Annotated in this window: 16 protein-coding genes; 6 read left to right on the top strand and 10 right to left on the bottom strand. The window is 32.8% G+C overall.

All coding sequences use genetic code 11. The features are described 5' to 3' along the window. Window positions 1-61 precede the first annotated feature (61 nt). From def to CLV55_RS12195, 4 genes are all read right to left on the bottom strand, one after another. Window positions 62-649 (bottom strand): peptide deformylase, encoded by a 588-nt coding sequence (gene def / locus CLV55_RS12210; RefSeq protein WP_112114082.1) that lies wholly within the window; start codon window positions 647-649, stop codon window positions 62-64. Window positions 650-731: 82 nt separating this feature from the next. Beyond that, window positions 732-1532 (bottom strand): Cof-type HAD-IIB family hydrolase, encoded by an 801-nt coding sequence (locus tag CLV55_RS12205; protein WP_245902727.1) that lies wholly within the window; start codon window positions 1530-1532, stop codon window positions 732-734. Continuing rightward, a complete protein-coding gene (ruvX, locus tag CLV55_RS12200; protein ID WP_112114081.1) occupies window positions 1532-1948 on the bottom strand; it encodes a Holliday junction resolvase RuvX in 417 nt (138 codons plus the stop codon). The genes CLV55_RS12205 and ruvX overlap by 1 nt, the downstream gene beginning before the upstream one ends. A 1-nt stretch (window position 1949) precedes the next feature. Beyond that, window positions 1950-2630, bottom strand: a complete 681-nt coding sequence (locus tag CLV55_RS12195) for a DUF481 domain-containing protein (RefSeq protein WP_112114080.1) — start codon at window positions 2628-2630, stop codon at window positions 1950-1952. 99 nt (window positions 2631-2729) lie between these two features. Here CLV55_RS12195 and CLV55_RS12190 point away from each other — a divergent pair, with 99 nt between their 5' ends. Then, a complete protein-coding gene (locus tag CLV55_RS12190) occupies window positions 2730-3545 on the top strand; it encodes a 2,3,4,5-tetrahydropyridine-2,6-dicarboxylate N-succinyltransferase (RefSeq protein WP_112114079.1) in 816 nt (271 codons plus the stop codon). A gap of 69 nt (window positions 3546-3614) precedes the next feature. Here the strand turns inward: CLV55_RS12190 and CLV55_RS12185 are convergent, their stop codons facing one another. Further along, entirely contained in the window at window positions 3615-4373 is a 759-nt protein-coding gene (locus tag CLV55_RS12185; RefSeq protein ID WP_112114102.1) for a lipopolysaccharide kinase, read from the bottom strand. Between the two features lie 59 nt (window positions 4374-4432). Here CLV55_RS12185 and CLV55_RS12180 point away from each other — a divergent pair, with 59 nt between their 5' ends. Continuing rightward, window positions 4433-5497 (top strand): glycosyltransferase family 9 protein, encoded by a 1065-nt coding sequence (locus tag CLV55_RS12180; protein ID WP_112114078.1) that lies wholly within the window; start codon window positions 4433-4435, stop codon window positions 5495-5497. On the opposite strand, the gene CLV55_RS12175 is transcribed toward CLV55_RS12180, so the two are convergent. Next, complete coding sequence (locus CLV55_RS12175; protein ID WP_112114077.1) at window positions 5489-6316, bottom strand: glycosyltransferase family 2 protein; 828 nt, start codon at window positions 6314-6316, stop codon at window positions 5489-5491. The two genes, CLV55_RS12180 and CLV55_RS12175, sit on opposite strands and share 9 nt — an antisense overlap. A gap of 53 nt (window positions 6317-6369) precedes the next feature. Here CLV55_RS12175 and CLV55_RS12170 point away from each other — a divergent pair, with 53 nt between their 5' ends. Beyond that, a complete protein-coding gene (locus CLV55_RS12170) occupies window positions 6370-7107 on the top strand; it encodes a glycosyltransferase family 2 protein (RefSeq protein WP_112114101.1) in 738 nt (245 codons plus the stop codon). Here CLV55_RS12170 and CLV55_RS12165 read toward each other — a convergent pair. Beyond that, window positions 7099-7800, bottom strand: coding sequence for a polysaccharide deacetylase family protein (locus tag CLV55_RS12165; protein ID WP_112114076.1), 702 nt, complete (start codon window positions 7798-7800; stop codon window positions 7099-7101). The two genes, CLV55_RS12170 and CLV55_RS12165, sit on opposite strands and share 9 nt — an antisense overlap. An 86-nt stretch (window positions 7801-7886) precedes the next feature. Here CLV55_RS12165 and CLV55_RS12160 point away from each other — a divergent pair, with 86 nt between their 5' ends. Genes CLV55_RS12160 through CLV55_RS12150 form a run of 3 tightly spaced genes read left to right on the top strand, consistent with a single transcriptional unit; the run spans window position 7887 to window position 10729 of the window. Further along, complete coding sequence (locus tag CLV55_RS12160) at window positions 7887-8657, top strand: glycosyltransferase family 2 protein (RefSeq protein WP_112114075.1); 771 nt, start codon at window positions 7887-7889, stop codon at window positions 8655-8657. 12 nt (window positions 8658-8669) lie between these two features. Beyond that, on the top strand, window positions 8670-9767 hold the full coding sequence (locus CLV55_RS12155; protein ID WP_112114074.1) for a glycosyltransferase family 4 protein: 1098 nt from the start codon (window positions 8670-8672) through the stop codon (window positions 9765-9767). Window positions 9768-9772: 5 nt separating this feature from the next. Next, window positions 9773-10729 (top strand): hypothetical protein, encoded by a 957-nt coding sequence (locus tag CLV55_RS12150; RefSeq protein ID WP_112114073.1) that lies wholly within the window; start codon window positions 9773-9775, stop codon window positions 10727-10729. Here the strand turns inward: CLV55_RS12150 and CLV55_RS12145 are convergent. Genes CLV55_RS12145 through gmd form a run of 3 tightly spaced genes read right to left on the bottom strand, consistent with a single transcriptional unit; the run spans window position 10726 to window position 13991 of the window. Then, window positions 10726-11949 carry a glycosyltransferase gene (locus CLV55_RS12145; RefSeq protein WP_112114072.1) on the bottom strand — a complete coding sequence of 408 codons (1224 nt, stop codon included), beginning with the start codon at window positions 11947-11949 and terminating at the stop codon, window positions 10726-10728. The two genes, CLV55_RS12150 and CLV55_RS12145, sit on opposite strands and share 4 nt — an antisense overlap. 33 nt (window positions 11950-11982) lie before the next feature. Beyond that, a complete protein-coding gene (gene fcl / locus CLV55_RS12140) occupies window positions 11983-12906 on the bottom strand; it encodes a GDP-L-fucose synthase (RefSeq protein ID WP_112114071.1) in 924 nt (307 codons plus the stop codon). Then, entirely contained in the window at window positions 12897-13991 is a 1095-nt protein-coding gene (gmd, locus tag CLV55_RS12135; protein WP_112114070.1) for a GDP-mannose 4,6-dehydratase, read from the bottom strand. Before gmd ends, fcl begins: the two co-directional genes overlap by 10 nt. Window positions 13992-14030 lie beyond the last annotated feature (39 nt).

Raw genomic sequence — 14030 nt, 5'->3', positions numbered from 1 at the left:
GCCAATATTACCAACAATTATCTATTTTATGATTTTGGATTTTTTTGTATTTTAGTACACCTTATCTACTTTTTTTGTTACAAAATCTCATTTTATAATCGGGTCTTGCTTTACCATCCATAATGTTTTGTAACTTCTTTTTTATCAAGGTACGTTTTAATGTCGAAATTTTATCTGTAAACAAAATTCCTTCAATATGATCGTATTCATGTTGAATTACGCGTGCAATTAATCCGTCGTATGACGATGTTATTTTATTAAATTCCTCATCAAAATATTCAAGTATAATTTTTTCGTTTCTGTAAACATCTTCACGAACATCTGGGATACTCAAGCACCCTTCATTAAACCCCCATTCTTCGCCTTCTTCGATGATCATTTTGGCATTAATAAATGTTTTTTTAAAGCCTTTTAATAATGTTTGTTCTTCTTCAGATAAATTTTCACTATCGCTAAAAGGTTCGGTATCGATAACAAATAAACGAATAGGAAGTCCAATTTGCGGGGCTGCCAATCCTACTCCATAAGCATTGTACATGGTATCATACATGTTGGCAATAATTTCTTTCAAATTGGGATAATCAGGAGTTATTTCAGCTCCCACTTTTCGCAACACAGGGTCGCCGTAACCAACAATAGGTAAAATCATCTTGGGTATTAAATTAGGTTCTTTTGCAAAAATAGTGATTTTTTCGATTTATTATCATGGCTTATTCTTACTTAAGAAAAGTTTAAAGCAACAATTCCTTAATCGTTTTGGTTACACCTTGATGCTCACAATCGTCTTTGGTTTGAAAATTTGAAATTGCAACAATTTCTTTATGAGCATTTTTCATGGCAAAACTATAATACGCTTGTTCCATCATTTCATAATCATTCAAATAATCGCCAAACGCCATCGTTTCAGCACTAGTGATGTTGAATTTCTTTTGAATAAATTCAATCGCCTTGCCTTTGTGAGCCTTCTTGTTGGTAATATCTAACCAAATTGCCCCAGAGATCACTATTTTATAATCGTTTTGATAACTCTGAAACTTTTTAAAACTATTTGTAGTAACAGCATCAAAATCACATAATGTAACTTTCAAAATTACATCAGAAACTTGGGTCAAATCGGATACAATTTCTAATTGGGTGTAATATTTTTTTACTTCTTCAAGAAAAGTTGCCTCGGTATTTTCTACATAAGCACTTTTTGTGCCACAAAGGACGAGATAGGCTTTAGAAAGAGTTCGTCCCACTTTTATAAACTCAACAACTTCATTACGAGTCAAAGGAATTGTAAAAAGTTCGACGCCTTGATAACTTCCATACGTCCCATTTTCTGCTAAAAACAATAATCGGTCTGAGCCCTTTGAGAATAAAGATTTAATAGTATAAAATTGTCTTCCAGAAGCTATTGCAAACAAAATATTTCTTTGATGCAATTGCGCTTCAACGTCCCAGAAATCATCAGGCAAATTATGATGAGAATCCAATAATGTGCTATCCAAATCGGATACAACTAACTTAATATTATTTAATTTATCCACTAAATCATCTTTCTTGTTAAGTATTCTTGAAGCATGATCGTAGCCGCAATCTCGTCTACTAGAGCTTTATTTTGCCTTTGTTTTTTCTTAAGTCCGCTGTCAATCATAGATTGAAAAGCCAGTTTTGAAGTGAATCGTTCATCCCATCGACAGACCTCTACAGAGGGAAAGGTTTCTCTAAACTTTTGAACAAAGGATTCTATTAATAAACTACTTTCTGAAGGCTGTCCATTCATTTGTTTCGGTTCGCCAATGAGAACTTTCGATACCTTTTCAGTGTCAAAATATTTTTTTAAAAAATCAAATATTCCATCAGAAGCTACTGTTGTGAGTCCGGAAGCTATTATTTGAAGCTCATCTGTAACTGCTATTCCTGTTCTTTTTTTTCCGTAATCTAAGGCAATAATTCTCGGCATATTAAAAAAGAGTCGATTTTAAGAAAAGTCCAACATTAGATTTTAGTACTTTATAGGGACCATACGAATCCCAATTATAGCCTAGACCAAAAGCAAATTTTGAAGCATTCAGTCCGAAACGTAGATAGACATAACTTCTGTCATGCGCTCCCGTACTAGTTTCGAAACTATACAAACCTTGTAGTCTGGAGTATAATTTTAGGTTTTTCGAAATTTTAGGAGTATATTCTAATGACGCTAAAGATTCATAATAACTATGATCAGCAACGTACAAACTCGGAACTACCACTACAACCCAAGTATCATTTGCTTTGACATATCTAAACCCTACAAAGGGTCGATTCCCAAAAGCTGGATTCATTGCAAAACCTGCATTAAGTGCTATTCCTTTATAGAACTTATAATTTAGAGCAATAGGAACCATAAGATCCACTTGCTTACTCTCGTCTCCAACTTTATATTCTGTATTGAGTGCGGTCACAAAGGAATATCCCAATTTGCCATCATTTGAAATGGGTTTGTTAACAATCGTTTGAAAAAAAACATGATCAGTACCTACCATAACCTCTGCTGATAGTGGCGGACTATAAGGCGTTTTAGTTTCTTTATTTTGACACCAGCACCATGTAACGAAAAAAAATAGAATCAGAATGTATTGTGATGATTTCGGATTTGCTATCATGCTTATTTTAATTTTTTGCAAATGTAGTAAACATTAAATTGCTTTTCCTAAAAGAAAAAATCATTCAAAAAGAATTATCTTTGTAAAAATTACAAACAGATGGAACAGTTACAATCAATAATTGAAAACGCTTGGAATAACAGAGAATTGTTGAAAGAAGAAATAACAATACATGCTATTAAAGAAGTTATTTATGCTTTAGATAACGGAACATTGCGAGTGGCAACGCCTTCCGAAAAAGGTTGGATTGTCAACGAATGGGTTAAAAAGGCGGTGGTGATGTATTTTCCCATTCAGAAAATGGAAACTCATGAAGTAGGCATTTTTGAATATCACGATAAAATGCTACTCAAAACGGGATATGCCGAAAAAGGAATTCGTGTGGTTCCTCCTGCGGTGGCACGCTATGGCGCATATGTTTCTAAAGGAGTGATTATGATGCCAAGTTATGTTAATATTGGTGCTTATGTTGATGAAGGAACCATGGTAGATACCTGGGCTACCGTGGGGAGTTGTGCCCAAATTGGCAAAGACGTTCACTTGAGTGGTGGTGTGGGTATTGGCGGTGTCTTGGAACCGTTACAAGCAGCTCCTGTAATTATTGAAGACGGAGCTTTTATTGGTTCGCGATGTATTGTTGTAGAAGGCGTTCGTGTCGAAAAAGAAGCCGTTTTAGGTGCTAATGTGTGCTTAACTGCTTCCACCAAAATTATTGATGTTACGGGAAGTGAGCCTGTAGAATATAAAGGCTATGTGCCAACACGTTCGGTGGTAATTCCTGGGAGTTATACCAAACATTTTGAAGCAGGATCATATCAAGTGCCTTGTGCACTCATCATAGGAAAAAGAAAACCAAGCACCGATTTAAAAACTTCGTTAAACGATGCGTTAAGAGAGTACGATGTTGCTGTTTAATACCTAGACATCCGATTTTTCATAAAAACGAAAAATCCCTTAATTGGGATTTTTCTTTTATTTGATGTCCTATTTCTTTCCTATTTTTCGCTTCAAGTATTTTTTACGCGTAATTTTTCTTTTAAAATCTTGAGAACTTTTCATGAGTAATTCCAAAAGTTTTGACTCATCATAGGGAAGTAATGCTGCATATTTTTTAGCAATAATTTTCACCATTGCTTTGGAAAGCCACATCTTTTTAAAATTATCCATTCTCTTTTCTACAGATAAGTTTTCAAATGTCATCCGATTCAAGTCAATCAAATAAAAATCAAAGTTTTGATGACCTTTTTTTACTATTAACGTATTTCCAGGTGAATGATCTAGAAAATGAACTCGAGCTTCATGGAGTTGGAATGTAAATATTGTAAATTGTTCTAAAATAGAAGTTCTATCAGGAAATAACGGGTCGTGAATGAGTTCTCTAATCGTAAAATCGTACGCTATATGCTTGCAAATATAATAGCTCTCTTGCAAAAGCCCCCATCTATTTTTAAATTCAACATAAGCAATAGGAAATGGAGTATTAATATTATTTTCAATCAAATAATTGGCGTATTCGTAGGACCGTTTGGCTTTAGTACTTCTAAAAAAAGAATACATAATTGCCTTTAAAAAACTAGGCTTTTGAAAAAATTTAATACTTACTTTCTCCTCACCCAAAAAATTAGTCTTGATGGCGTTACGACTTCCTTGCACCACTAACTCTCCCGAATTCAAAAAATTTGCAACTAAACGTTTTACAGCCTCACTTTGGTCAGCATATTTTGAATGGATTTTTACAAACACTATAATATTTTTTTGGGTTAACGATACAAAAATAGTATTTTGCACCGAGAAATTATTGTATGAAGAAAATATTGATTATCCAGAATAAGAGAATTGGCGATGTACTCATCAGTTCGGTGATTGCGAACAATTATAAAATGAAATATCCTGATAGTGAAATTCATTTAATGGCCTATGATTTTACCCATGGTGTCATCAAAAATAATCCCAATATTGATAAACTCATTTCTATCAATGAAAAGGAATTAAAAAAGTTTAAAAATTTACTTCGTACCATTGCTGCCGTAAGAAAAGAACATTACGACATTATATTTGATCCCTATTCAAAATTACAAAGTCGATTAATTTGTAAATTTGGAGGCGCTAAGCAAACTGTAGGGCATAAAAGTCGTAAAAAAATAGGAAATTTAGGTTATTACACCCATCCTGTAGCTATTTTGGAGAACAAAACGAAACCATGTGGAAAAGCTATTGAAGATCGAATTCATCTTTTACAGCAAGTTGACACTTTTGAAACGATTACTTTTGAGCCTAAAATTTTTCTTACTCCAGAAGAAGAACAATTTCGAGTACCCGAAAAATATCAAGACAAAAAAATTATCGTGTTAGGCATTCTAGGGAGTACGCCTCAAAAATCAATGCCATATGAATATGTTGCTCAAATTGTGGATGCTATTGCGGAGCAGTTTAATTGCTATTTGCTCTTTAATTATGCTCCAAACCAAAGAACGGAAGCAGACAAAATTTATACTTTATGTCAAAATAAAGCGAATATTATTTTAGATGTTTATGCTCCTACGATTCGAGATTTTGCGGTACTTATGAATCAATGTGCTGTGTTAGTTTCTAATGAAGGAGGAACGGTACACATTGCAAAAGCCTTGAACAAACCGACATTTACTATTTTTTCACCTTATATTAACAAAGACGATTGGAGTAGCTTCGAGGACGGAATAATACATAAATCGGTGCATTTATTAGATTTTTTACCTCATGCCATTGATGAATTGTCTTATGAACAAAACAAATCAATCGAAAAAAATCCGAGGGAATTATATTTAAAACTTACACCTGAAATGATACTTCCTGAATTGACCGTTTTTCTAAAAAGACATTTAGATTAATTGCTTTTTTTTAATTCCAAATTCAGTCCAGGTCTTTTTTTGTTGTTTAGTTTCTTTACGAATCATTAGGTTTTTCTGAATCATTTCTGGTTTAACATAACCACGTTCGTGATCCAAGTGAATGCACACTGTAGAATAACGAATTTGTTTGGCTTTGATACCTAAATTGATTAAACGTTCGCCAAACTCACGGTCTTCTCCCCCATATTGCATGCGTTCATCAAATCCATTTACCGCTAAAAAATCTGATTTCCAACCAGAAGAATTATGTCCATTCCAACTTGGAGTCGTTGGGGTTAAATAATTGAGTAACCAACTCTTAAAGCTATTATTGTAGAGCTTGCTATTTTTAAAGGAATGATGTACACCATGTTTTTTTAACCATGACAAGTCGAAACATTGACCTGAAAAAATATCTTCTTTCGTAATACTTTTAGAAATATTCATAGGTAATTTGTAATACCCTCCCGATAAAAAATAGCCTTCTTCACGGTATTTAATATGTTCTTCTATAAAGTCTTCTCTTGGAATACAGTCGCCATCAGTCATTAAAATATAGGCTGTCGTGGAAGCAAGAAGTGCTTTATTCAATATTATTGTCTTTTGAAAACCGTTGTCTTCATGCCAAACGTGTAATATAGGAAAAAAAACTTCTTTTTGAATTTCTTCTATAATTTTTTGGGTACGCTCATCCGAACCATCATCGGCAATAATTACCTCAAAATTTCTGTATGTCTGAGTGTTATATCCATAAAGCACTTTTCTCAACCATTCTGGAGAATTATAAGTACTGATGATAACTGAAATATCTTTTTGCATGACGTTGCAAAGATAATTTTTTTTTTATACGTTTGGAAAATAGAAGTATTCCTATGCAAACAATAACGGTCATAATTCCTACCTATAACGAAGAAAACTACATAGAAGATTGTCTTCATGCCGTATCTTTTGCGCATCAAATAATTATAATTGACTCATTCAGTGCTGATAACACTTTAACTCTTGCAAAAAAATTCGATTGTCAAATTATTCAGAGGGCCTTCGATAATTTTTCAAATCAGAAAAATGAAGCCATAAAACAGGCTACTGGAGATTGGATTTTATTTGTTGATGCCGATGAACGCGTGACCGAAAAATTAAAACATGAGATTTTTGAAACACTTAAAAATCCAAAATATGATGCCTACAAGCTCCGTTTCCCACATTTTTACATGAATCGTTTTCTATATCACACTGAAAATAAAGTGGTACGATTGGTCAAAAACGATTCGGTTTATTTTGAAGGGGATGTCCATGAAAAACTCATTCATAAAGGAGAGGCAGGAATCCTTAAAAATTTCATGATTCATTATACGTATAAAGGTTTGTTTCATTACATTAAGAAGAAAGATTCTTATGCTTGGTTTCAGGCCAAAATGAGTAAAGAAAAAAATAAGTCGGCACGTTATTTCCATCTTGTTTTTAAACCCTTTTACCGTTTTTTCCACACCTACATCATTCGTAAAGGTTTTTTAGATGGTGTGCCTGGGCTAGCCGTAGCAACCATAGATGCTTATGGTGTATTTTCACGTTACGTAAAAATGATTTTACTTGATAAAAATTTAAAATAATTTTAGTTTTCCAAGTCGTAACTTCAACTTAAAAAGAAAAAGATTGTCTTGTCCTTTGATATCAATACGTTGGACTTCAAATTTATTTTTTAAAGGTACTTTATTGACTCTATTCCCAATTCTGAAGGCCATTTTAATATTGTTTCTTTCTAAAATTTTGAAAAATTCTTCTTTCTCCTTTCCTTTTTTAGGGTAATTTCCATAGGGATAAGCCAAAGCAGGATAAACCCTTAAATCATTTTGTTTGATGTAAGCAAAACTATAGTCAAAATCTTTTTGAATTTCGTATTCCGTTTGTGTGCTATATTTTTTATGAAAAAACGAATGATGCGCTAACTCAACAACAGAAGCATCCAATAATTTTAATTGTTCAACAGTCATAATCTTTTGAGGAACAGTATTTTCAGCATTCCATAAGTCGGTTTTACCCACATACCCAAAAGGAATGAAAAAAGTAGCTTTGAATCCGTATTTTTTTAATAAAGGAACCGCATACTCCAACTGATTTTCAGTTACATCATCAAAAGTAATGATGACATTTCTTTTGTGTTTTAGATCCATTCGATCCCATTCTGAAATAAAATAAGAGTTGAATTTTTTATGTTTCAAATACGCCAATTGTTCTTCAAACTTTGAAGCTGATACTGTTAAATCAATACTTTCTGTCTCGTTTGCACAGAGATTATGATACATTAAAATGGGCAATCTTGACACAATACTAAATTAGGAAATGACTATTGCGGTAAAAATATTATATTTGTCTCATATTTCATATTAAAATGAGTGAAAATTCAGCGATACCTAAAATTTCTGCCTTAGCTATTACCTATAATGAAGAAGAAAATGTAAAGCGATATATCGAAAGTTTGTCTTTTGTAGACGAAATTCTATTTATTGATTCGTATAGTAGTGACCGAACCGTTTCTTTAGCTCGTGAAATGAATATAAAAGTAATTGAACGGGCTTTTACCAATTTTTCCGATCAACGAAATTTCGCCATAAGTCAGGCTAAAAATGATTGGATTCTTTTTTTTGATTTAGATGAAGTCATTACGAAAGATTTGGAAAAAGAAATCTTAGCTACGGTAAATAATCCTAAATCAAAAGTTGCTTTTTTTGTAAAAAGGCACTTTTATTTTATGGGAAAACGCATTCATTTTGGCGGTTGGCAAAATGATAAAGCCATTCGATTGTTTAATAAAAATTATTGTCAATACAATGGTAATTTGGTTCACGAAGAAGTCAAAGCCAATGGAAATGTAAGTGTATTAAAAAATGGTGTTAATCATTTTAGCTACAAAAATTTTGATAACTACAACGACAAACTCAATTTGTACAGTAAATTACAAGCAGAAAATTTATATTTAAAGAAAGTAAAACCCAATGTGTATCATTTAATCTTTCGTCCGTTGTATCGTTTTTTATGGCAATACATCTTTCGACTGGGTATTTTAGATGGAAAAGAAGGATTTATTCTAGCTTATGTGCATTCCTTTTCCGTATTTAAGAGATACTTACAATTGTGGATGCTTTATAGAAAAATAGAATAACCAAAATTCATTATGAGATTATTACAAATAACAGCCTCCAATGTTTGGAGAGGTCATGAACAACAAATTGTGTATTATTATGATGAATTTAATGATCAAATAGAACATCAAGTACTTTTGTGTACACCAAACACTCGATTATCAGAAATAGCAGCTGAAAGAAACTATAATTTTCAAACTTTAGAATTCAAATCTGAATACGATTTGAAATGGATGAAAAAAATCAACCAAATCATTAAAGAAGAAAAGATTGACGTTGTATTAATTCACAACAGCACCGCACATACCTTATGTGTACTATCTTCTTTAATTTATGGTTGGAAAACTCCTATGGTGTTTTTTAGAACCCTTATTAAAAAGGTAGACACTAACTTTTTCCGAAAATGGAAATACAATTATAAAGTTTTAAAGAAAATTGTTTGCGTTTCGGAAGCAGTTCGAACGATATTATTGTCCGCGATAAAAGATCATACACGTCTGTCAATAGTTGGAAGTGCTACCGACTTATCTGAATTCCAAAAAACTCAAAAAACGGGCATACTTCATCGTGAATTAGGTTGGGATGCTGATACCATTATTATAGGAAACATTGCAGCCTTTGTTCCTTTCAAGGACCATATAACCTTTGTAAACACCGCTGAAATCTTAGCTTCAAAACTACCAAATTGCAAATTCGTTTTAATAGGAAAAGGAGAATTAGAACAAGAAATTAAAGACTATGTTGCTCAAAAAGGTTTAACTGAGCGATTCGCATTTCTAGGATTCCGAAAAGATGTACCTGAACTATTTCCTGAATTTGACTTATTTCTATTTACTTCCAAATTAGAACCTACTGGAGGAGTATTATTAGAAGCCAACGCTTGTAAAGTTCCAGTTGTAGCTACACGAGCAGGTGGAATACCTGAAGTTATTATAGAAAACAAAACGGGATTATTATGTGAAAAAGAAAACGCCTCAGATTTTGCTGAAGCGGTAATAAAAATTCTTTCCAATCCTAGTTTACGAAATGAATTGGTAACAAATGGCTACGAACATCTGAAAGCAAATTTTACTAAAGAGGTTATTGCAAAGCAAATGTTAGCCGAATTAAATGCTGTTATTAAATCATAACTACTATGAAAATCACCCTGATTAGTTTTGATTATTTTGATTTTGATGCAAATATTATAAAGGAATTACAGTCCAGAGGGATTGAGGCTCATCATATTGACATTTCCAAATATTACTATCGTTATGCTTCTTTTGGAGAAAAAATGAGTAACTTTTTCAGTAAAGTTTTTTTAGGAAAAAATATAAAAAGAGAAAAAACTGAAGAATTTATCTTGCACCATTTGAATCAATATGGTCACCAAGACATCATTTTGACCATCAGACCAGATCGAATTAGCAAAAAAGCACATCTTAAAATCAAACAAAGCTGCAACAAATATCTCACTTATATCTATGACAGTACCAATAGGTTCCCTATAAACCATTTAGTTGATTTGTTTGACAAAATATACACATTTGATCAAAACGACGCTAAAAAGTTCGGTTTTGAGCTTATTAGCAACTATATTTATCTCAACAAAAAAGAGTTGAACCCAAACAAAGTGTACCGCAATGATTTGTTTATTATTTCTTCCATTGACGAACGTTTGGGATTAATGAATAAGGTAGCAGATTATTGTTCCATCCACAACATCTCATTCAAATTTATTGTTGTTGGAAAAAAACGTCCACAAAACATCAATTCTAATATTGAATTTACAACTGAAAATATTTTTTTAAATGATTTATTGGAGGAATTGGAGGAATCGAAAATCTTTTTGGATTTGATTCGAAAAAACCAAAACGGGTTGAGTTTCCGTATATTTGAAGCCCTGGCTTATCAGAAAAAAATCATCACCAGCAATCAATCGATAAAGGACTATGATTTTTACTCTCCAAATAACGTATTCATATTGGATGAAAATAATCCAATAATTCCAAAGGAGTTTTTCGAATCGAATTATGAGCCTTTGTCGGACGAAATATACAACAAATACACTATTAAAGCATGGGTTGATCGAGTATTTGAATTAAAAAACTAATTCAAGATACTCATAATGGTACGAGTGGTTTGTGAAAGCGAGAATGGTTCCAATACTTTTTTAGAATTCTCACTAACCGAATTCCATAAAGTTTTATCCGTATACATGTTCACCACTAATTGTGCAAAGGATTCGCTATGATTGGTCACCATAGTATGATAAAGAGTTCCAAAATCAAATCCTTCTGCACCTACATCTGTGGTAACTAAAGGCAATCCGAACTCCATACTTTGCCCTATTTTCCCTTTAATTCCTGCTCCATATCGCAAAGGGGCAATAAATAGTCGAGACGTGTTAAAGTATTCTGTTAAATCCTCAACATAACCTAATACTCGGAAATAGTCCGTATTCAAATTCAATATATGTTGTGGAGGATTACTTCCCACTACAGTCAATTGAATATCAGGATTTGTATTCCATATCAAAGGCATAATTTCATCTTTTAAATAGCTCACCGCATCCACATTAGGCAAGTGATCAAAACTTCCAACGAAAAGCAATCCTTTTCGCTCGTCAAAACTTTTAAAATTATGATTATCATTAATAAAATTGTGGATATTACTAATGACTTTCATTTTGGACACCTCAGGAAAGTATGCCGCAAAGTTGGCTTTATCAGTTTCTGAAATTACAATAATTTCATCAGCCAAACGAGCATTATTTAATTCAATTTCAAGAAATTTATTGGCCTCTACTAGCAACTTACTGTTGTTTTTTAATTCTGACTCTCTTTTCATTCTCAAATAATGAAAATCGACCATATCAAAAGCAATCTTCACTTTAGCATTGTACTTTTTTATGACAGTATAGTACTTTTTAAAGATCAGTGGTCGGTGCAGCCAAACGAAGTCTAAACCATCACTGATGGTAGCAATAAAGAGCTCTTTAGTAATTAATTTTCCCGATTCATCTAATGATGGTTCATAAACCACCACACCTTTGTTTCTATAATACGCAACATAATCTGTTTTATATTTGTATTCTTTGAAATCGCCAATTAAAAATACGCTAACTTGATTTTGCAATAAAATATCAATAATAATATTTAATCTTCTAGAGCCTGAATCTTTATCGAATTCAGGAAGTTTATCATCAATAATTAAAACTGTTTTAGCAGAAGTAATATGAGTGTTAATCTGATAATCGAAAAACTTATTGTCTTTTTTGAGTTTCTTCTCTAAGTTTTTGTTTTTAAAGTAAACTTTGATTTTTTTATACATTTCAAATTATTTTATAGAAAATGCGGGCAATAATTAGTTTAAAAATTTCTCTTGATATACTCCTCTAATTCCCTCTTCCAAAGTAATTGATGCTGTCCAACCCAATTGAGTCAACTTGGATTCATCCATAAGTTTTCTAGGTGTTCCGTCAGGTTTTGAAGTATCAAAAGTGACTCTACCTTGATATCCAACAATGTCTTTAACCAAATAAGCTAAATCCTTAATTGAAATTTCTTTTCCTGAGCCAATATTTACAAATCCTTTATCGTTGTATTGTTGCATCAAATACACACAAGCATCTGCCATATCTGTGGCGTGCAAAAATTCTCTCAATGGACTTCCGGTACCCCATACCATAACTTCATCATCATTATTGATTTTAGCTTCGTGGAATTTTCGCAACAAAGCTGGCAAAACATGGGAATTTTGCAAATCATAATTATCATTAAAGCCGTACAAATTGGTAGGCATTACCGAAATAAAATTACAATTGTATTGATCTCTATAAGCATCACACATTTTGATCCCTGCTATTTTAGCAATGGCATAGGGTTCGTTGGTTTCTTCAAGCAAACCCGTTAAAAGATATTCTTCTTTCATAGGCTGCGGCGCCATTTTTGGATATATACAAGAAGAACCTAAAAACATTAATTTTTTCACTCCATTTTTAAAACTTTGATGAATGACATTGTTTTGAATCATCAAGTTTTCATAGATAAAATCAGCCTTATAAGTGCTATTCGCAATGATACCTCCTACTTTAGCGGCTGCTAAAAAAACATATTCTGGTTGTTCTTTTTGGAAAAAATTCGCAACATCATCTTGATTAATCAAGTTCAATTCTGATGATGTTCGAACTACAATATTGGTATAGCCTTTACTTTTTAAGTTAGCCAAAATAGCACTGCCTACCATACCCCTATGACCAGCAACAAATATCTTTGAATTTAATTCCATTTATTTTCTTTGTAAAACTTTTCTTTTTTAAACAATTCTAAATCGGCCTCCATCATTTCTTTCACTAACATATCTAAAGTATATTTTGGTTTCCAACCCAATTTAGTAGTCGCTTTGGTATTGTCACCAATCAACAAATCAACTTCTGTTGGACGAAAATATGCAGGATCTATTCGAATTACCACTTGGCCTATTTTAAAATCAAATTCTGGATTCGAAGATGATTTTACAATCGCAATTTCGTTTACATCACTACCCGAAAATTCCAATTCAACTCCTACCTCAGCAAAAGCCATAATTATAAAATCACGAACTGTTGTAGTTACTCCTGTCGAAATAACAAAATCCTCCGGTTGGTCCTGCTGCAATATCAACCACATCGCTTCAACATAGTCTTTAGCATGTCCCCAATCACGTTTAGAATCAATATTCCCCATAAAGAGGGTATCTTGCATTCCCATTGCCATTTGAGCAATACCACGAGTTATCTTTCTCGTAACAAAAGTTTCTCCGCGGCGAGGGCTTTCGTGATTGAATAATATTCCATTACAAGCAAACATCGAATAGGCCTCTCTGTAATTAACCGTAATCCAGTAGGCATATAGTTTGGCTACCGCATAAGGGGAACGTGGATAAAAAGGAGTCGTTTCGCGTTGTGGTACTTCCTGCACTAAACCATACAATTCAGAGGTGGAAGCTTGATAGATTTTAGTTTTTTGAGTCAACCCCAATAAACGAACTGCTTCAAGGATTCTTAAAGTCCCAATTCCATCGGCATTAGCGGTATACTCAGGCATATCAAAGCTCACTTTCACGTGGCTCATAGCTCCAAGATTATAAATTTCATCCGGTTGCGTTTCTTGTATGATTCGGATTAAATTAGTAGAGTCGTTCAAATCACCATAATGCAATCGGAAATGTTGATTATCAATATGAGGATCTTCATAAATATGATCAATTCGTTGGGTATTGAATAAAGAACTTCTTCTTTTAATACCGTGAACCATATATCCTTTTGACAATAATAGTTCCGCCAAATAGGCACCATCTTGTCCTGTTACTCCTGTTATTAAGGCTACTTTCATATTGTATATTGCTTAAATAAAGACTGTATCTTCTACAAT

The sequence above is a fragment of the Flavobacterium aciduliphilum genome, from assembly GCF_003268855.1.
Lineage (GTDB): Bacteria > Bacteroidota > Bacteroidia > Flavobacteriales > Flavobacteriaceae > Flavobacterium > Flavobacterium aciduliphilum.
This window is presented reverse-complemented; position numbering and strand designations above follow the sequence as displayed.